The 18277-nt window shown below is 44.9% G+C and carries 19 protein-coding genes; 5 read left to right on the top strand and 14 right to left on the bottom strand.

Annotated features, from left to right (window positions below; genetic code table 11):
* Window positions 1-72: 72 nt before the first annotated feature.
* The gene (locus tag KAI36_RS18345; RefSeq protein ID WP_025718220.1) at window positions 73-561 is read left to right on the top strand and encodes a hypothetical protein; all 489 of its coding nucleotides are present in this window, start codon (window positions 73-75) and stop codon (window positions 559-561) included.
* Between the two features lie 156 nt (window positions 562-717).
* On the opposite strand, the gene KAI36_RS18350 is transcribed toward KAI36_RS18345, so the two are convergent.
* From KAI36_RS18350 to KAI36_RS18360, 3 genes are read right to left on the bottom strand one after another with little or no spacing between them, the layout of a single operon-like run.
* A complete protein-coding gene (locus tag KAI36_RS18350) occupies window positions 718-1548 on the bottom strand; it encodes a siderophore biosynthesis protein (protein ID WP_220025653.1) in 831 nt (276 codons plus the stop codon).
* Between the two features lie 10 nt (window positions 1549-1558).
* Window positions 1559-2011 carry an ATP-binding protein gene (locus KAI36_RS18355; RefSeq protein WP_220025654.1) on the bottom strand — a complete coding sequence of 151 codons (453 nt, stop codon included), beginning with the start codon at window positions 2009-2011 and terminating at the stop codon, window positions 1559-1561.
* 2 nt (window positions 2012-2013) lie between these two features.
* A complete protein-coding gene (locus KAI36_RS18360; protein WP_220025655.1) occupies window positions 2014-2751 on the bottom strand; it encodes a tRNA(His) guanylyltransferase Thg1 family protein in 738 nt (245 codons plus the stop codon).
* A 248-nt stretch (window positions 2752-2999) separates the two neighbouring features.
* Here KAI36_RS18360 and KAI36_RS18365 point away from each other — a divergent pair, with 248 nt between their 5' ends.
* Window positions 3000-3428 (top strand): DUF4395 domain-containing protein, encoded by a 429-nt coding sequence (locus KAI36_RS18365; RefSeq protein WP_220025656.1) that lies wholly within the window; start codon window positions 3000-3002, stop codon window positions 3426-3428.
* A gap of 110 nt (window positions 3429-3538) precedes the next feature.
* On the opposite strand, the gene KAI36_RS18370 is transcribed toward KAI36_RS18365, so the two are convergent.
* Window positions 3539-3886, bottom strand: coding sequence for a Na-translocating system protein MpsC family protein (locus KAI36_RS18370; protein WP_013311231.1), 348 nt, complete (start codon window positions 3884-3886; stop codon window positions 3539-3541).
* Between the two features lie 119 nt (window positions 3887-4005).
* On the bottom strand, window positions 4006-4434 hold the full coding sequence (locus KAI36_RS18375) for a MarR family winged helix-turn-helix transcriptional regulator (RefSeq protein WP_220025657.1): 429 nt from the start codon (window positions 4432-4434) through the stop codon (window positions 4006-4008).
* A gap of 156 nt (window positions 4435-4590) precedes the next feature.
* On the opposite strand from KAI36_RS18375, the gene KAI36_RS18380 reads away from it, so the two are divergent.
* On the top strand, window positions 4591-5904 hold the full coding sequence (locus KAI36_RS18380; protein ID WP_220025658.1) for an amidohydrolase family protein: 1314 nt from the start codon (window positions 4591-4593) through the stop codon (window positions 5902-5904).
* Between the two features lie 236 nt (window positions 5905-6140).
* Here the strand turns inward: KAI36_RS18380 and KAI36_RS18385 are convergent, their stop codons facing one another.
* The 8 genes from KAI36_RS18385 to moaA form a co-directional block, all read right to left on the bottom strand.
* Window positions 6141-7676, bottom strand: a complete 1536-nt coding sequence (locus tag KAI36_RS18385; protein WP_220025659.1) for a choice-of-anchor Q domain-containing protein — start codon at window positions 7674-7676, stop codon at window positions 6141-6143.
* 222 nt (window positions 7677-7898) lie between these two features.
* The gene (gene modB / locus KAI36_RS18390) at window positions 7899-8564 is read right to left on the bottom strand and encodes a molybdate ABC transporter permease subunit (protein WP_025720279.1); all 666 of its coding nucleotides are present in this window, start codon (window positions 8562-8564) and stop codon (window positions 7899-7901) included.
* A gap of 27 nt (window positions 8565-8591) precedes the next feature.
* Entirely contained in the window at window positions 8592-9413 is an 822-nt protein-coding gene (gene modA, locus KAI36_RS18395) for a molybdate ABC transporter substrate-binding protein (protein WP_013311236.1), read from the bottom strand.
* Between the two features lie 103 nt (window positions 9414-9516).
* A complete protein-coding gene (locus KAI36_RS18400) occupies window positions 9517-10596 on the bottom strand; it encodes a thiazole biosynthesis adenylyltransferase ThiF (RefSeq protein WP_276572449.1) in 1080 nt (359 codons plus the stop codon).
* Window positions 10597-10658: 62 nt separating this feature from the next.
* Window positions 10659-11390 (bottom strand): molybdenum cofactor biosynthesis protein MoaE, encoded by a 732-nt coding sequence (locus KAI36_RS18405; protein WP_276572450.1) that lies wholly within the window; start codon window positions 11388-11390, stop codon window positions 10659-10661.
* Window positions 11391-11445: 55 nt separating this feature from the next.
* Window positions 11446-11694 (bottom strand): MoaD/ThiS family protein, encoded by a 249-nt coding sequence (locus KAI36_RS18410; protein ID WP_013311239.1) that lies wholly within the window; start codon window positions 11692-11694, stop codon window positions 11446-11448.
* A gap of 133 nt (window positions 11695-11827) precedes the next feature.
* The gene (gene fdhD / locus KAI36_RS18415; RefSeq protein ID WP_220025660.1) at window positions 11828-12640 is read right to left on the bottom strand and encodes a formate dehydrogenase accessory sulfurtransferase FdhD; all 813 of its coding nucleotides are present in this window, start codon (window positions 12638-12640) and stop codon (window positions 11828-11830) included.
* Between the two features lie 40 nt (window positions 12641-12680).
* Window positions 12681-13694, bottom strand: coding sequence for a GTP 3',8-cyclase MoaA (moaA, locus tag KAI36_RS18420; protein WP_220025661.1), 1014 nt, complete (start codon window positions 13692-13694; stop codon window positions 12681-12683).
* Window positions 13695-14334: 640 nt separating this feature from the next.
* On the opposite strand from moaA, the gene fdhF reads away from it, so the two are divergent.
* Both fdhF and KAI36_RS18430 read left to right on the top strand, forming a co-directional pair.
* On the top strand, window positions 14335-17277 hold the full coding sequence (gene fdhF, locus KAI36_RS18425) for a formate dehydrogenase subunit alpha (RefSeq protein ID WP_220025662.1): 2943 nt from the start codon (window positions 14335-14337) through the stop codon (window positions 17275-17277).
* Between the two features lie 12 nt (window positions 17278-17289).
* Complete coding sequence (locus tag KAI36_RS18430; RefSeq protein ID WP_220025663.1) at window positions 17290-17772, top strand: helical membrane plugin domain-containing protein; 483 nt, start codon at window positions 17290-17292, stop codon at window positions 17770-17772.
* 83 nt (window positions 17773-17855) lie between these two features.
* Here KAI36_RS18430 and KAI36_RS18435 read toward each other — a convergent pair whose 3' ends face one another.
* A complete protein-coding gene (locus KAI36_RS18435) occupies window positions 17856-18209 on the bottom strand; it encodes a hypothetical protein (protein WP_160790763.1) in 354 nt (117 codons plus the stop codon).
* Window positions 18210-18277: the final 68 nt, after the last annotated feature.

An 18277-nucleotide genomic window follows, 5' to 3' on the forward strand; every position in this document is an offset into this window, starting at 1 on the left:
AATATGGATAGTTCTTTCTGACTATTAAATGAACCGAATTACCCATAACATACATAAAAAAGGGGAATACAGATGAAAAAACTTAGCGTGTTTATGTTAGTATTATGTTGCTTTTCGATTTTGGCCGCCTGCTCTACCGATCCGGTTAAAAAAGATTTAATCACGTATGTAAATGATGGAATGCTTCCTTTGGCACAAGATGAAAAAGCAGTTACTGATAAGTATGAAGCTGTGACCGGAGATAACTTTACAGATGATGTTACACTATATAATGCTTTAAAAGACGATATCATCCCGGAATACACCAAATTTGTTGATAAGTTAGAAGCTGTAAAGACGGAAACTCCTGAGGTAAGAGCCGTCCACGAAACCTACATCAAGGCCGCTAGTACTCAAAAGGAAGCCTTCATTAAGATGCTCGATGCGTTGGATAAACAGGATCTGAACTTAGTCAATGAAAGTAACACCAAGCTCAGCGAAGGAAGAAAGCTATTCAGAGATTTTGGCGAACAGGTCAACACACTTGCTAAAGAGCATGATGTGGAGATGAATAAGAAATAAATAAAAAAACTCCCTTTATGGGAGTTTTTTTATTTAAAGATTTTTCAAAATTCGATTCCAGTTGCTCCAAAGTGCAAGATATAGACGAACTAAACCATTTTGTTCTATATCTTGTTCATTGGAAGTTGCTTATTAGATTTTTTGCAAAATCCTCACTTATGAATATTCGAAGCAAATTACCGCTTTCTTTAATTCTCTATCGTAAAATAAATAGACGGTATCCGCCCCAAACGCTTGGAAATAATATCCGGTGAAAGAACCGATATAGGTAAAAGTCTCACCATTGGGACGTTTAGGCACATGAAGCAGATTGGTTTGCTCGAACTGGAGCATCTCTTCCAGAGATTCGTCATATTCCTTGATATAACTTTGAGCCTTGTCAGACTGAAAAGCGATATCATCCAAAATTCCGTTAACTTCAGGGAAACTCAGCCCCCAACCACTGGATTGCTTTTCCTCAAAATCACGGGTGAGCTCTTCCACAGACTTTTTGGCCTCCCCAAAGGAGGAATATGGGTAAATTTTATTATTTTCCAGGAAAAATGCTTTGCGAGCTTGGTAGTCTTGTTCATTAGCCATATACACCTGTTCCAGTCCGTCCAACGCCATGACTTCTCTCTTCATGCGTAGGTACGCTTTATCCCCGGTAGATTTCAGCGCTTCATAGGTGGCTTCCAATTGCTCTTTCTGATGAAGGCTAAAATAATTCCAGTCCGCTTCGAATTTGTATTTACCGTCAATTACATCGAATCCCAACATATCTTCCTTGGTATATGAGGTATGAAATTGCTGAGTATTTTCACCCACACAGCCTTCGTAGATTTCTTTTACGGAAACAAAATGCAGCCACTCGTCCTGCTCCGGGAATAAAAACTGAAGATTAATCGAGCAAATCGGCAGAAAGTGCTTGCGATGATGTTCCAGATCGCTGGCAAATACGTCCTCGTATGCTGGAAAACGTTTGATGAATCTCTCAGGTATGTTCATGGTACTCCCCCTATATTGAATGGTTTTCCGGCAGCCTTCTGGTCTGAAACGTTCCTTCAATGGAATTCACGCTATAGAGTTCATCAAATCCTTCTTCGTAGCTTGGGACCTCAAGTTTACTCATTACACTTTTAATACCGATTTCAGGAACATACTCTTTGCCTGTTCGCTCCTCATTACGCTTAATAGATTCTGCAAAATCGGGCTCAAAATAGTAGCCAATAACTTTAAACCCCCTATTTTTACAAGCATCTATATATTTCTTCCGTTCTATAACAGTGGCATTTGTATTGTCTACAACAAAGCGCTGCATTGTTTCGATGGAGGCTTGTAGATAAATATTTTCCCTATTCCGTGTTTTAAGCATATCAAGGTTTATTCGCATATGTGTTTTGAAGAAATGTTCTTTATAAAATGTCGACTTGCCCGAAGCCTGAATTCCTATAAAAATGACACACTCCAAATCTACACATCCTTGTCCAAGTATACATATTGGTTAATATAATCTCTATTCTGTGAAAAAATCGGTGTCTCATGATCAACATCCCACTTGCTTCTGACGGCTTCGCCTTTGTTGTACTGTTGTTTGGTAATGCAAATTCCCCGCTTTTGCCAGACCGGAAGATCGTTCCAGTTTAGCCCTTTTTCCACAAAAAGCTTGTCTTGTAGCTGATTTCCGTTCAATCCTTCTAATTCTGAATGCCTGAAATGGGCTTGAGCTACCATAGAAATGCTGTTTTTAGTAGCATCTTGTTGTCTCCATAGAAAATAGTTGGCAACCTCATCGTGGGGCAAAACCCATGCTCTTGCATCAAAAGTGGCCAGAGGTTTATCCGGATAAACTTTCTGGATTTCTTCATTAAATTTGGCAGTAGCCAGAGAGGCAGATATAGACACCATCTTTTGAAGATTATTTTCAAACCAGGATTGCGTCGTTAATTTGTCATCATTCGTAAGAAGCAGTGAAATTTCATCGCTCTGATGATACACCAGTTTACATCCCATAATGTTATAGGCCAAATATTTACACGTCTCCCATAATGCAAAAATTAGTTTCTCATCAAAAGGTTTCGTCATCCCACGTGTAAAGGTATGAAAATGCGCACCATCAATTCTGATGATTACAGGTAAACGGCGTGGTAGGCTTAATCTATAAGCATTTTCATATTCCTTCATCCTATTTCCAAAATCATTTTTTTTCATAAACTATGTAGGTTCCTTTCATGATCCATGATTTGCGCATAGAGTAAAAAAATGTATATCTTCCCCAATTGACATATATAAGAATTGTAACAAATTGGCTGATACATCGCTAGGAATTAAGCAAGACAAAAAAAACTTAGCTGATGGACTTGCAGAGTCTTTCGTTTTTTCTTGGTATCTATTCCCCAAATGTTAGGCTATAATAATTTCAGATTTTACTTTATTCCGATATGAAAAGGATGATATATATGGGCCAAATTCCATCTTCCATTCCGCGTCCGTTAGTCAGGGCTAATCAATGGGTAATTGTTTTATCTGTAGTTTTCACTTGGATCACAGGGGGATATGGGGTGCTAGTTATTCCTCTTATCGCGGGGTTGCTCGGCGTCCTTTTTAACTTCAATCCGATAATGCGGATAGCCAAGCTTTTCTTGAAGAAAAGCCCCTCCTCGTATGTGCAGGAGGACCGAGAACAGCAAAGGTTTAATCAGCTTCTTGCCGTCTTTTTTCTGTTGGTCGCTTGGGTAGGATTTATGCTCCAGTGGAGTATTGTCGCTTATGTATTCTCGGCCATGGTCCTAGTGGCGGCCTTGGTGGCTATCCTTGGTTTTTGCATAGGATGTTTTGTTCTCTACCAATGGTCCCAATATCAACATCGAAGAAGAAAACACGTGTAAACAGAAACAACTCTCTATTCATTCCATTCCAATTAGGACATCGTTAATTAAATCGAAGGTGCAACCGAACTCTCCAACAACATGGATGCTATGTCGGTTCCGCCTTCTTTTTATTTTGCAGTAATATTATCTTCAAATACAAAAACGGAGATGGCTATATCTTCCTCCACTTTAATATCTGAAAAGAGGTGCAGCAGCCGGGAATCCATGTAATCCTCCAGTTCTTTATTGAAGTGTGTGGGATATATTTTTTGAACCATTTTGGTTCGGGCTGCATGCACCATCTCTTTCCCGGATTCTTCTTGTGCCAGAAACTTTTCGGATGGGGTTAAATTTCCATATAGCATCGTGATGGCCATATTATCTACAAAGGTCGTATGTATGCGTTCCGGGCCTTTCCCAAACAGCTCTTTACGTACTTTTCGAATAATTTCGTTAAAACCCGTTTCCCTTCTCATATCGCACCGCTCTCCTAAAATCTACTAAAATCCCTATTACTATTTCCATCATAACCGATTCCTATCATATAAAACAGAGACTAGCGAAAGTGATTTTTGGAACATGATTTTATCTGCAATTATAAGCGATCATTAATTTTGAGTAACATTTCCTCTAAAATTTGCTTCTCCTCTTCCGTCAGGGCTTGAACAATTTCGTCCTCCACCTTTTGGAAAGAGTCACTAAAATCTTCAATCAATTCAATGGCTTTTGGTAAAACATAAATATTTTTTTGCCGTTCATTATTGGCCGGGATTTTGCGCTCGATGAATCCTTTTTGCTCAAGACCTTGAAGTATGCTTGTAATGCTGGCTCCGCGCAGATGAAACCGATCGGCTAGATCCTTCTGAATTAAATCATTTCCTTGATTCTCGTAGATATATCTAATCATTTTTCCTTGTTGAGCATTTAATCCCAACTCTTTTATGCTCTCGTCCGCTCTTTTCTTTAACTTAAGACCAATAATCTGAAACAAATCCAAATAAACCGTATCCTTTTGGGTTTTCATAATCGTACCTCCTCAAATTATTAGAAGTCTAATTGTCAGTAAATAAACTATATAAATCTCTAAACTGTTTGTCAAATGAAAATTAGTTTATTGACAGTTATAAAACTAATAGTTAGAATTCTAAGTGTTTAAAACTGAACACTAAGGAGGAACGACATGAAGAATGTAACTCAAAGCAGCTCTACGGTAGAAAAAGTTACAGCGATTACGAATGTACGTATTTTCGATGGTGAAAAAGTTATTGAGCCCAGAAATGTTGTCATCCATGGGGAAACCATTATTTCGGTAGGCGGAGACCTTCCGACACATGCAACGATCATCGATGGGGAAAATGCGACATTATTGCCCGGCCTGATTGATGCGCATGTCCACACTTCAATCGGTGGGTTACGAGATGCTTTAAAATTCGGCGTCACGACAGAACTCGAAATGAACGGCAGTTTTACAGAAAGAGGGCGCAAGATCCAGTTGAAAAACGTGAATGACGTCGCCGAAGTCCGTTCTGCCGGCACAGCGATCACTGCTCCAGGTGGTCATCCGGATGAATTATTGCAGGATGAGGATGAAATTCCTGAGTTCGTATTAAAGGAATTGGAGAAGTTACCCAAGGAAGATCGGGAAGCTATGCTAGCCGCCTACGCTCACGATCACGAAAAAGTGCCCCAAGTGACGACAGTGGAAGAAGCGATCAAACATGTGCATACCCAGGTGGAGAGTGGCGCCGACTATATTAAAATCATGATTGAAGAAGGGACGGTCTTGGGTGCCCCTGGACTGCCTATTTTAAGCGACGAGATTTTAAAAGCAGCCGTGGCAGAAGCCCATAAATTCGATAAAATTGTCATAGCCCACGTCTTGACGGCTCATTCTTCGCAAACCTCCATCGATATGGGAGTCGACGGATTGGGTCACTTATTTCTCGACAGGCCCAAATGCACATCCGAGTTGGTGAAATCCATAGCGGATTCAGGCGCATTTGTTATACCGTGCTTAGTATTGAACTCATCCATTCTGGGGAATCCGGCATCAGAATTGGCGAATGATCCACGTGTTTATTCCAAATTAAGTCCGGAATGGATCGATATTTTGAACTCAAGCTTCCATACTTTCCCGCAAGGCAATTTGGAGAATAGCTTTAAAAATGTGATGGACCTTCACCGTGCCGGTGTGGATATTCTGGTCGGGACGGATGTCGCCCCCGTTCCTGTTCCCAATCTTGGCGGCCTTGCTCATGGAGCCAGCGTTCATCATGAAATGCAATTGCTGGTTGAAGCCGGATTTACTCCCATAGAAGCGCTTCAGTCGGCCACCGCGAAACCGGCCCGTTGCTTTGGGCTTAACGATCGCGGCTGTATTGCCGAAGGTGCGCTCGCTGACCTTATACTAGTAAACGGTGATCCGACAACCAACATCTCGGATACCTTGTCGATCAAATCCGTATGGTTCAAAGGTGTACAACAACTATGTTAATCAGAGCCTCTTGAACAGGAACTACTTTCTAATCTCATTTGTATGCTTCCATTTTCACTTCCCGAGGATAGCTTAATCTTGTTGCCAACGCAAAAACACCTCCAAAGTTTATCCTCATATCTTACGACATGGGGATTCTCTTTGAAGGAGTTTCAATTGCAAGGAACATTGTAAAAACGTACAATCAATGGCCCCACATAGTTTCGGTATGCACTGTTGGTCATAAAATATAAGGCTTACTCGTAGGCACCGATGTTCACAGCGGCTCCCTGTACTCTGGGCTTCCCGTCAATATCTAGTGTTCCAATGATGGCACGGTCCGTGTTTCCGGCATCGATCGCCGGTGACGAAGACTGCAAATGGAAGTCGCCGTTCGCGGCATTCACGAATTTAGGATCGGCAAACAGAGAATGCGTATCGTTGCCGGTCCCCGATTTGTACGCGGAGAAACCTGTATATTCTTTATTTTTCCATATCCAGTTGGCTTCCGAGCTGCCGCTCGGAGCAAAGTATAAGTTATAATCCACAACATTGCCGGAATTTTTGGTGTATCCATTGGAGATCAGCATATCTGTGGAGCTGGCCACGAAAATATTGTTTTTGATCACATTGTTTCGCGTATCGTACTGAACCAAAAGCTGGCCGCTTCCGTCGTCAAATGTATCGTTCTTGTATAGCGTATTGTTCACGATCTTGCAGTTTACCGTTGAGCCGCGCTCCTCATTGTAACCGCCCATGGCAATACCAGTCAGCCGGTTGTTATATATCACGTTACTGCGGACCGTAATATTGCTGGTGGCTTTGCCGGCATGCTCGGAGGCGATTTCGACGCCGATGTCGTTGTTGTAACTGTAGTTCTGCTCGATAATGCTGTCCTTGCCTCCATCTACATAAATACCGCCGGCCGAGTTGTCATCGCTCTTGTAAGATGGGTTATTTTGAACAGAATTATTATACACCCGGTTGCTCTTCACCAGCCCGTTTCGCGCCTGATCGTAAGCAGTATTCGGCGCAGTTCCCTCAAAGCCGATCAGATCAATCCCGATGTTGTCATTATCGTGAATGAGGTTGTCGGTCACCGCAAAGCCGTCCACGTTACCGTTTAAAACGAGAGATTCGCTGGAGCCCAGCACGAGATTGTACAGCTCATTACCGCTGATCGTAAGGTCGTGAATCGAAGCCGGAGCTTTCGTGCCATAAACAGCGATACCGTGAGCGTCCCGGCCCAGCCGATCTTTGCCGGTCGGGGTGACCGTGTTTTTGATGTCATGGATTTTGTTGTTGGACAGATTAATGAAGCCGCCCGAACCGTGGACATAAATACCTACAGGCACCGTATTCTTGGAAGCAGTGGTGAAATTACGGATTTCAAACCCCTGAACGGTAACGTGATTGACATCGGCCAGTTCGATCAGTCCTTCGTTCCCGCTGACCAAAAGTCCGGTGCCGTCAATGATGGCGGTCTCCGTCCCATAGTTGGTAAACACAATGGAACCCTGCGAAGCGGAGCCAGAGCGGGTGATCTTCAGTTTCTGCTTATACACACCGCCCCGGACGTAAACCGTGCTGCCCGCAGGAACCACGTCGGCCGCGTGCTGCAGCGTCTTCCACGGCGCGTCGCTCTTTCCTGCGTTGGAGTCGCTGCCGCTCGTGGCCACATAATATTCTGTATCGGCCGCGGCGGCGACGGGAAGCTCCACATTTCCTACCGCCAGACCAAGCCCCAAAACCATGGCTAAACCTACCAGAAAAAATTTCCCGAATTCCTTCATGGTTCCCCATCTCCCTTTACTTATTTTTTTGTAAATTATACCACAAATTAACTAGATCTGTTACGCTTGCAAACGGAGTACAGCCTCGACCGTCCGCGATCCTCCAGGGCCTCTAATTCCAAAATTTGGGGAGTGAATGAAGATGTGTAAGAGTTTTTTCTCATTACAAATAAAACACAGCCTACCCTACGGCAGACTGCGCATATTCTTATTCCAAAAGGGCTAATCCTTTACCAGTCGATTTGAAAGCATCAACATGATAAAAGAGAATAAAATGATGACCGCTACCCAGCTCCAAGAGAGTGTCATATTTCCGACCTCGGACGCGGTATAAATCGCCGTAGGCAGGGTTTGAGTCTGTTCAGGAATATTACCTGCAAGCATCAGCGTAGCGCCAAATTCCCCTAACCCTCGGGCAAATCCGAGAATGTATCCTGAAATGAGTGGTCGGTAGGCAAGGGGCATCGTAATGTGGCGAAACACTTGCCATTCGTTGGCACCTTGCGCACGTGCAGCCTGCTCTACCTCCGGGTCTACAGCTTCAAAGCCTGCTTTAATGGTGCGGTAAGCCAGTGGAAAAGCAACAACTACGGCCGCCACCACTGCAGCTCCCCACGTAAATACAATCGTCTGCTGGAACAGGCTTTCGAAGGCAGTGCCAATCCAGCTTTTCCTTCCCAGCAAGATAAGCAAAATAAAGCCGACAACAGTGGGAGGCAAAACGAGCGGAAGAAGTAGGACGGTCTCAATCACGCTGGTTCCCCTCTGCGGCGTGCAGTTCGCCATCATCCGCGCTACCACAGTAGCTAATAAAAAGACGATGATGCTGGCGACGACAGCGACTTTAACAGATACGATAACCGGAGGAAGAAAAGCTGACCAATCCAACGGGACCCCCTCCTTTATCTGTGAATTCTATTTTCCCGTCATTTCTGTAGGGGCTGAAAATCCATCTTTACTGAACACACTCATAGCTTCATCTGTCCGTAGAAAATTAAGAAACTCGCCTGCTTCCTGGCTGTGTTTGGTTGCTTTTACAATGCCTTCAGGATACAGGATGGGTGCATGCAATTCCTCAGGCACTTCCAGTGCTATGACCGTTTTATCGGATGATTTGGCATCCGTCAGATAGACGAGTCCTGCATCGGCGTTGCCTGTTTCAACATAATTTAATACCTGTCTTACGTCCTTGGCGAATACCATCTTAGGTTCCAGCTTGTCCCATAGTCCAGCCTTCGTTAACGATTCTTTGGAATACTGTCCGGCGGGAACGGTGGTAGGCTCCCCAACAGCCACTTTCAGGTAAGAAGGACCCATCAGATCATTGAGCGTAATGCTTTTGTTATCTGTGCTTTTCGCCTTATCTTGTGGAACAACCACAACCAGTTTATTTTGAAGCAGCACGTTATCCTTTTCCACCAATGAAGCATCCGTTAATGCCTTCATTTGCTTCATGCCCGCCGAAATAAATACGTCAGCGGGTGCGCCTTGCTCAATTTGTTTTTGTAATGTACCGGATGAAGCGTAGTTAAAGGTAAGTTTGATATCTGGGTGCTGTTTCTCATACTGGCCCTTGAGCGTATTCAGACTATCTTGAAGACTTGCAGCGGCAGATACGACTAGTTCTGTCTTGGGTGCGGACTGTGCCGACTGTACAGCAGCCGGAGACGAGCATCCCGCCAGAACCCATGCCAACAATCCAACGAACGTGAATATGTACCCAAATTTCTTTTTCAATTTGTTCTTCCCCTATCTTATAAATTCCAAAATGAGATGACGAAAATGTGATAGCGAAAATAAGAAAACATTGTACATCTCATAACGGGTCGAATCTATTTGGTCAACCCAAATATTTGTGATAAATCGATCTCGCCTCAGCGATGTCCTTCGTCCCATGAATTAAGACGCGTCCATCCTGAAAAAGAACAATTCGATGCGTTCCGATAACAACGGATACCAGGTATGGATTATGCTCCACTTTGCCCCCCTGACGGGACAACAAACGTGCCGCTTCATTCAGATCACGTACAGTACCCGGGGCCGGGCGGATTTGAACCGTATCTCGTCCGCACAAGACAGCCGTTTTAGCCTGATGCTCCGATTGTAAAAAAGGATACACAGGGTACTCACCACATGTTGGACAATCGGCTTTCTTCATGGCGCTGATTTGGATCACCTGATGCTGATTGTTCCACAGATCGAAAGATATCAGCTTCCCCTGTAAGGCTGATTCGTCCCCGGTGAGCAGCTTCAATGCCTCGGCGCTTTGATAAGCCGCCACCATCTGTACAGCCGGGCTAATCACACCGACCGTATCACAGGTCGCACCGCCGAGCGGTACGGTTCCGAGCAGGCAATGTAGGCACGGTGTCTGCCCTGGCACGATGGTAAAGGTTGTCCCATAGCTGCCCACACACGCCCCGTAAATCCAAGGGATTCGATGCTTGACCGCATAATCGTTCATAAGCAAACGTGTATCGAAATTGTCGGTGGCATCTACGATGAGATCCACCCCTGCTGCGATATCGTCGATTTCATCAAGCGAGACGTCCCGGACTAGCGCACGAACGTCCACGTCCGAATTGATTTGCTGCAATCGCTTCTGCGCGGCCACTGCCTTGGGGATCTGATCACGGGCATCCGCTTCGTCATAGAGCTGTTGGCGCTGCAAATTGCTCCAATCTACATAATCACGGTCTACCAACGTCAGCCGTCCGATGCCCGCTCGCACCAGCATGTCAGCATTGGCAGTGCCCAGCGCGCCGGCCCCCACCATCAGCACGTGCTTACTACGGATATTTTGCTGGCCTGTCGGTCCAATTTTAGAGAATAATTCCTGTCTAGAATAACGGGCATGAGACGCATGCGCATGTGCTTGTGCAGCAACTTCCATTTCCTGGATTTTGTCCATTTCTGACATCGTTGGTTTACCCTCCATACTTATCCATTGATAGCTACAAGTTGATCTGACAAGCTAAAAGCTCAGATGTCCTCGTCCTTATTCGAAAGCTTTGGGGTATTTTGAGGATTCCAGCGACCCAGCTGATGCCCCTTCCATTCTGAGCCGTCCTCCCACACTTCCTTTTTCCAAATCGGTACGATTTGCTTTAACTGTTCAATGGCATGGCGGCTGGCTTCGTAGCAAGTATCGCGGTGTGCAGCAGAGACAGCAATCACCACACTCGTCTCTCCAATTCTGACCGTGCCAAGCCGATGTGTAATCGCAGTACGTGTAGAAGGCCAACTCTCTGCAATTTCGTCACCAATCTGCTTCATCGTGTTCATGGCCATCGGGACATACGCCTCATATTCAAGTAGCACCGTTCGCTGACCTTGCGTAAATTCCCGAGTCGTACCATTAAAGGTCAGCGAGGCGCCATGAGAAGGGTCGAGCACCTTTGAGGTTACTTCATCGGCATCAATCGGGTCGTACGTAATGGCAAATAAACCACATTTTGAAACGACCGTCTCCATCCCGGGCGCTGACTGATGAAGAGCAATTGCATCTGATGGAAGCACAAGTTCATCTGGAGAAGCCAGCTTTTTATGATGGGTAAAAAAAGAACCTGGCAGTTGTGAAGTCACTTCCGGGTACAGCTCATTCAGCCTTTTTCGAATGTCTGCCATGGTCACCGTTTCCTGTGAAAGTTCTACCGTGATCACGTCACCAAGTTGCTCCGCCATACCTGCGAATAGCTGAATACGGTATTGCATATGATCTGCCCCCTTGCACCTATTTTATCGAATTCATCTATTCTATTAATAGAATTTACCCTCCTGAAACCGGAGGAATAATCGCAATCTCATCATGTATACTCACGAGGTCCTCAGGAGCGGCGTAGGCTTGATTTCTGGCAACAAAAGAACCCTGCAACTGAGCTGCCGATTCAGGGAAACACTCGGATAGCAAGTCTTTTAATGCGGCAACGGTCATCGTTTCTTGCTCAGTAGGCACCATAATTATAGGCCCTCCCATCTGTTCCGCAAGTCCGGCAAATACTTGAATATGATAGTTCATTTAACATGCCCTCCTTTTCAGTACAATGTATGTCCACCACATATATACCAAGAAAAACCAACATGAATGAATACCCCGAAAGGTTTTATTCCATGCTGGTTAGCTATGACGGTGTACATTGAAGATTTTTATATTATATTTTAGATTCAACCAGTTCATCAATCCGTTCGGTATGCGTATATACATTCAGAGAACGACTGCGTATAAAGCCGACGGTCGTAATTCCCAGATCCTCAGCCAACTCAAGTGCAAGCTCTGTGGGAGCTGACTTGGATAAAACAACTTCACAGCCAATCTTCGCAACCTTCAACAAAATTTCAGACGAAATGCGTCCGCTGAATACTATGATTTTGTCTTGCAATACAATATCATGTTTTAAGCAATGTCCATAGATTTTATCCAGCGCATTGTGTCGGCCGATATCTATTCTGGACAGGATCATCCCGTCTTTGTCGCACAGCGCTGCATTATGAACACCACCTGTCTCCTGAAACGTAAGTGCCGAGCTTTGCATTAAATTCATCAAGCGGAAGCAATCCTCAAAAGACAGCGTAACATGGGTGTCATTCATTCTTTTTGCCACTTTGGCATCATTCATAAAATAAAAGCCCTGTCTACTTTTTCCGCAGCAGGAGGTAATGTACCGTTTGGAATGAAAGTTTTGATAAAACTCATTCATTCGACGGGTTTTAATATGAACAAAACCTTCTTTTTCCTGAACCCAAATATCTTCAATATCATCGTACCGTTGAATGACGCCTTCAGAGGCCAAAAAACCTACCGCCATATCCTCCACATACTCCGGTGTACAAACCATGGTAGCAAATTCCTGCTGATTGATTTTGATGGTCACCGGATGCTCCGTCACCACAGTGTCTTCAAAACGCTTGATCTGACCGTCACGATAACGTAGAATCTCACGTTTTACCTCAGCTGGCTTTTCCATGTGCTCCACTCCCTTGTTTCTGACAGGCTGGCTCTTCGGCTCACCCGCCGATGTGTGACATTTCAATTTTAGATGTTGCTTGCTGTGTATGATTCAGCCGTTCCTCTGAATAGCGATCGGTACGTTCTCTCCAAACACGCTCAATGTAAGCTCTAATCTCGTCATCGGACTGTTCGGAACGCAGCATCGCGCGAAGCTTGTACCCTTGCGAGGCAAACAGGCACGTGTACAAGGAGCCTTCAGCAGAAATTCTCGCTCGTGTACATGTGGAGCAGAAGGCGTCCGTAACAGACGAAATAATGCCGATTTCCCCGTCTCTGTCCTGATACCTGTAGCGCGTCGCCACCTCACCTTTGTACTGGGGTGGGACAGGCTCTAACGGCATATGCTCGTGAATGGCTTCGATGATCTGCTGCTTGGAAACGACCTGATCCAATTTCCAGCCATTGGTGTTGCCTACATCCATAAACTCAACAAAACGTAAAATATGCTTTTTCTTTTGAAAATAGTCGGCCATGGGAACAATATCCTGATCGTTAAAGCCCTTTTGCACGACCATATTTATTTTCACCTGCATCCCTGTTTGAGCCGCAGCCTCAATACCATCCAGCACCGCCTTTACACTGCTTCTGCCCCCGTTCATTTGGCGGAACCGATCATCATCGAGCGAATCCAGACTAACCGTCACTCTCTTTAGTCCTGCCTCTCGCAGTGCTGCAGCATATTTAGGCAAAAATACGCCGTTTGTCGTCATTGCAATATCTTCAACCCCATCGAGTTGAGTTAACGAATGAATAAGCAAGGACAAATTTTTCCTCAGCAACGGCTCACCACCAGTAATACGCAGCTTCGTAACGCCCAGCGAGACAAAAATACGAGAAAGGCGCGTAATTTCCTCAAAGGTCAATATCTTTTCTTTTGGCAGAAACGGATAGTCATGGCCAAATATTTCTTCCGGCATACAATATCGGCACCGAAAATTACATCGGTCTATGACGGATATTCTTAAGTCCCGTAACGGACGATTCCATTGATCGTCGCTCCGGTTCGCCATCCTGTTCACCTCAATCCGTCTTCATTAATAAAACTCTTTACACTCTAAATTGGGACGGTATTTCCATTCATTTTATACTGAACCAAAAAACCGGCATCACAACAACTTCTTCGCTTATGAATATCGAAGAATCTGCTAAATGCCGGTTAATTTATCTACATCAGGATTTTACGAATCCCACATCATGTGATATAGAAAAATCAAACTAACAAGCGCTGCGACAAATAAAATATACGCGATTCCCACGTACACTCCATTTACGATTGCTCTGAAATAGATTACATTCCTATTGTTAGCAATCCTGGAACGTTTGTCAATGATTTTTCGATTTCTCAGACGATAATCATTATCAATTAAAAAATTAATAATGTACCGTTGAACTATCTTAAATTTTACGTTATAGTTACACGAGATGACATGCAGAAAATGACATATCTAAGTTATTCAGAAGTTATTGATATACAGACGGTGCGTACTGTTTGTTATTAATACATATTCAAATGGCGGATTGGCCTCCAGGACCTAGAGCTTGGTCACTACTCCACCATAAACACAAGTGCTGGAACACGAGCACTTGTGTTTATGGTGGAGTTTTTTTATTCCTAATTTTTAAATTTAAAATCTGAAAGGAGCCTGAACCGTGACTGATAGTGCGATCAAAATTACATTAAACGGACAGGAACTGAAAACGAAGAACAGCGCAACGATTCTTGAAGTGATTAACGAAAACAACATCGCCCATCCCCAGCTGTGTTACGTTCCCGAAGTCGATCCGATCCGTACCTGTGACACATGTATCGTGGAAGTGGACGGAAAACTTATGCGTTCCTGCTCGACACTGGCTTCCGATGGAATGAATATTCATTTACATTCGGATCGCGCGAAAGCAGCTCAAACCGAGGCTATGGACCGATTGCTGGAAAATCATCTCCTCTACTGCACAGTGTGCGATAACAACAACGGTAATTGTACTTTGCATAATACAGCAGAGCTTATGGAAATTGAACATCAAAAATATCCGTATCAACCGAAAGTTGACCCGACAGAAGTAGATATGTCTCATCCTTTCTACCGATATGACCCCAATCAATGTATTGCATGCGGCCAATGCGTAGAGGTATGCCAAAACCTTCAGGTCAATGAAACGCTGTCCCTCGACTGGGAAGCTGAACGCCCTCGCGTCATATGGGATGACAGGGTTGCGATTAACGATTCCTCCTGCGTTAGCTGTGGTCAGTGTGTAACCGTCTGCCCATGCAATGCCTTGATGGAGAAATCCATGCTGGGAGAAGCAGGCTTCATGAGTGGCATGAATAAGGATCTATTAAATCCGATGGTGGATTTAATAAAGGAAGTGGAGCCGGGCTATAGTGGGATTTTTGCTATTTCCGAAGCCGAAGCAGCGATGCGTGAAACCCGTACAAAAAAAACGAAAACCGTCTGTACGTTTTGCGGTGTAGGTTGCAGCTTTGAGGTTTGGACCAAAGGCCGCAAAATTTTGAAGGTACAACCTACCTCTGAGGGACCTGTTAACGGTATCTCGACATGCGTAAAAGGAAAATTCGGCTGGGATTTTGTGAACAGCGATCAGCGTCTGACCTCCCCTTTAATTCGTCAAGGTGACGAATTTGTGGAAGCAACCTGGGAAGAGGCACTGAGCCTGATGGCCAGCAAAATGGGAGCTATTCAAGAAACTTACGGTGGCGAAGCACTCGGCTTTATTTCTTCGTCCAAATTCACCAATGAAGAAAACTATTTGATGCAGAAGTTGGCTCGTCAGGTCTTCCAAACGAATAACGTCGATAATTGCTCACGGTATTGCCAATCTCCTGCGTCATGGGGGCTACAATACACCGGAGGCATCGGTGGGGACAGCGGTACGATTAAAGATATTGCCAAAGCAGGTTTGGTCATGCTGGTCGGTTGCGCGCCGGGAGAAGGACATCCAGTGCTGGCTACTCGTATCAAACGTGCGCATAAGCTGTACGGTCAAAAGTTGATCTCGGTCGACCTGCGCAAGCATGAAATGGCAGAACGCGCAGATCTGTTCATTCGTCCGAAGCAAGGTACTGATTATGTATGGTTATCCGCTGTAGCCAAATACATCATTGAGCAAAACTGGCATGATGCAAAATTCATTGAAGAGCATGTAAACTTCTATCCTGAATATTTGAAGTTGCTAGAGCGTTTCTCCCTGGAATTTGCCGAACAGGAAACTGGTATTTCCAAAGAGACACTGATTGAGGTAGCGACTATGATTCATGAAGCCGACGGCACTGCCATTTGCTGGGGCATGGGTGTGACGCAAAACATCGCAGGCTCTTACACTTCGATTGCAATTGCCAACCTACTGCTGGTGACTGGAAACTTTATGCGTCCGGGTGCAGGCGCTTATCCGCTTCGCGGACATAACAATGTGCAGGGTGCTGCCGATATGGGTACGATGCCGGATATTTTCCCGGGCTATCAGCCCGTGACGAACGAGGTCATTCGTGCCAAGTTTGAAGCGGCCTACGGCGTACAAATTCCAGGTCAGCGCGGACTGGACAACATTCAGATGCTGGAAGCCATTGAAACAGGTAAGCTCAAAGCGATGTATATCGCTGGAGAAGAGATGGCATGGGTGGATGCCGACTCCAACCATACCCAAGAAATGCTGGCGAACTTGGATTTCCTTGTCGTTCAGGATGTATTTCTGAGCAAAACAGCTGAATTCGCTGATGTCATTTTGCCAGCCGTACCTTCACTCGAAAAAGACGGGACCTTTACGAACACCGAACGTCGTGTCCAGCGTTTATATGAAGCACTCCGCCCTATGGGAGACAGCAAACCAGATTGGTGGATTTTCAGCCAATTTGCCAAGCACATGGGATTTGATTGGGATTACAGCCATCCAAGTGAAATTTTTGAGGAAATGGCGTCGCTCACTCCATTTTTCTCCCAATGTAATTATGACGTATTGGAAGGCTGGAACAGCTTCCACTGGGGATCGCCGGATGGTAGCAATACACCGCTGCTGCACACCAACGGCTTTAACTTTCCGGATAAAAAAGCGCGTTTGGGACTTTTCGAATATGTACCACCGAAAGAGTACCCCGCTGAATTCGATTTGACCTTAAATAATGGTCGACTGCTCGAACAGTTTCATGAAGGAAATATGACGACCAAATCAGCAGGTATTCAGCTCAAACTTCCAAAAGTATTTGTGGAAGTGTCACCTGAATTGGCTGAGGAGCGCGGAATCACTAATGGATCGCTGGTTCGATTGGAATCCCCTTATGGTGCGGTCAAGCTACGCGTTCTGGTTACAGACCGCGTGCAGGGAACTGAAATTTATGTGCCAATGCACTCTACCAGCCATGATGGTGCGGTCAATCTGTTAACTGGTGGAGCGTTCGATGTGGTCACCCGTACACCGGCCTATAAACAAGCCAAAGTACGGATGCAAATTTTGGAGGTAGACGGTCAAAATCCACTACCACGTATCAATCCGCGTTACAAAAAGCGCCATCCGCAAAATGGGGTTGAAGTGGACCGTAAGTGGAATCGTCCCGGTTACGTCGATTTGGTGGATCAAAAATAAGGAGGTCAAGCCGTGGCTAAGCCTATTTCAATTGTGAGAAAACGCGTTTTGACAGAAGAAAAACGCCAAAAACAATCGCTGGATCAGCTTACTGCTGATCTGGCGGACAATGGGGCGGCATTGCAGAAGACGCTTGAAATCGTACGCGAGCTGCACGACAGTGGTCTTCTCGAAGCAGCTCAGTCTATGCTAAAAGCCAAAGAAAGCATCGCCAAAATCGCTGTAGGACAAGCGACGCGTAAGCCTGTGACGAACATCATCAATAATCTCATGGGAGCAGCAGGGATGCTGTCTGAGGTAGACCCCGAGCTGGTGAAAAAGCTGACAAATAGCGTTACCAATGGCCTGAACGAAGCCGAAGAACATCTAAAGCAGAATAAAAAGACTCGTCTGCGCGATCTTATGAAGGCGATGAATGATCCAGATGTAAACCGGGCAATGGGATTTGGTATTCATTTTCTCAAAGGAGTGGGAAAAAGTTTGTCTGATAAATAATTCATAGAGCGTGAAGATGGAAGACTAGTAAACAACAGACAATAAAAAGAGCTGGCTCCGAAAACGGGGGCAGCTCTTTTTATTTATTTTTTATCCACCTGCAATAGCGTCACCGTTTTAAGAGAAACGGCATCTTTTATTTGCTCCTCTGCGATGACCTTGAGCTTAAGCAAACTGGCAATCTTCGACGTATCCGGCTTGGAAAACAAGCGCCATAGCTGCGGATCAGGCAGTGAATCATACAGCTTTGTATGATCGTATTCCTTGCGGTGCTGCTGTATAATCTTGACTCGGTAGTTGCCAATTTCCCAATCTGATACTTCCTGCTGTGCACAATGAGCGGTAATGTCATTACGCAAATCAGTCAGTTCACCTTCAATTTCTTTTTGCTTTTGCTTTAACTGGTAGTAGCGACGCACCTTGTTTTCCAATTCCATCACGCTCCTCTGCTTACATATGTATGTTTGCAGAAGCGTTTTAGGACAAGTTTTGTAATGTTAGGATT

It is taken from the genome of Paenibacillus sp. S02, from assembly GCF_019454065.1.
GTDB classification, from domain to species: Bacteria; Bacillota; Bacilli; order Paenibacillales; family Paenibacillaceae; genus Paenibacillus; species Paenibacillus polymyxa_B.

Bases quoted from the DNA above. Each gene is read 5' to 3' on its own strand.
- KAI36_RS18345 (WP_025718220.1), top strand. From the start codon at position 73: ATGAAAAAACTTAGCGTGTTTATGTTAGTATTATGTTGCTTTTCGATT.
- KAI36_RS18350 (WP_220025653.1), bottom strand. From the start codon at position 1,548: ATGAACATACCTGAGAGATTCATCAAACGTTTTCCAGCATACGAGGAC.
- KAI36_RS18360 (WP_220025655.1), bottom strand. From the start codon at position 2,751: ATGAAAAAAAATGATTTTGGAAATAGGATGAAGGAATATGAAAATGCT.
- KAI36_RS18365 (WP_220025656.1), top strand. From the start codon at position 3,000: ATGGGCCAAATTCCATCTTCCATTCCGCGTCCGTTAGTCAGGGCTAAT.
- KAI36_RS18370 (WP_013311231.1), bottom strand. From the start codon at position 3,886: ATGAGAAGGGAAACGGGTTTTAACGAAATTATTCGAAAAGTACGTAAA.
- KAI36_RS18375 (WP_220025657.1), bottom strand. From the start codon at position 4,434: ATGAAAACCCAAAAGGATACGGTTTATTTGGATTTGTTTCAGATTATT.
- KAI36_RS18380 (WP_220025658.1), top strand. From the start codon at position 4,591: ATGAAGAATGTAACTCAAAGCAGCTCTACGGTAGAAAAAGTTACAGCG.
- KAI36_RS18385 (WP_220025659.1), bottom strand. From the start codon at position 7,676: ATGAAGGAATTCGGGAAATTTTTTCTGGTAGGTTTAGCCATGGTTTTG.
- KAI36_RS18400 (WP_276572449.1), bottom strand. From the start codon at position 10,596: ATGTCAGAAATGGACAAAATCCAGGAAATGGAAGTTGCTGCACAAGCA.
- KAI36_RS18405 (WP_276572450.1), bottom strand. From the start codon at position 11,390: ATGCAATACCGTATTCAGCTATTCGCAGGTATGGCGGAGCAACTTGGT.
- KAI36_RS18410 (WP_013311239.1), bottom strand. From the start codon at position 11,694: ATGAACTATCATATTCAAGTATTTGCCGGACTTGCGGAACAGATGGGA.
- fdhD (WP_220025660.1), bottom strand. From the start codon at position 12,640: ATGGAAAAGCCAGCTGAGGTAAAACGTGAGATTCTACGTTATCGTGAC.
- moaA (WP_220025661.1), bottom strand. From the start codon at position 13,694: ATGGCGAACCGGAGCGACGATCAATGGAATCGTCCGTTACGGGACTTA.
- KAI36_RS18435 (WP_160790763.1), bottom strand. From the start codon at position 18,209: ATGGAATTGGAAAACAAGGTGCGTCGCTACTACCAGTTAAAGCAAAAG.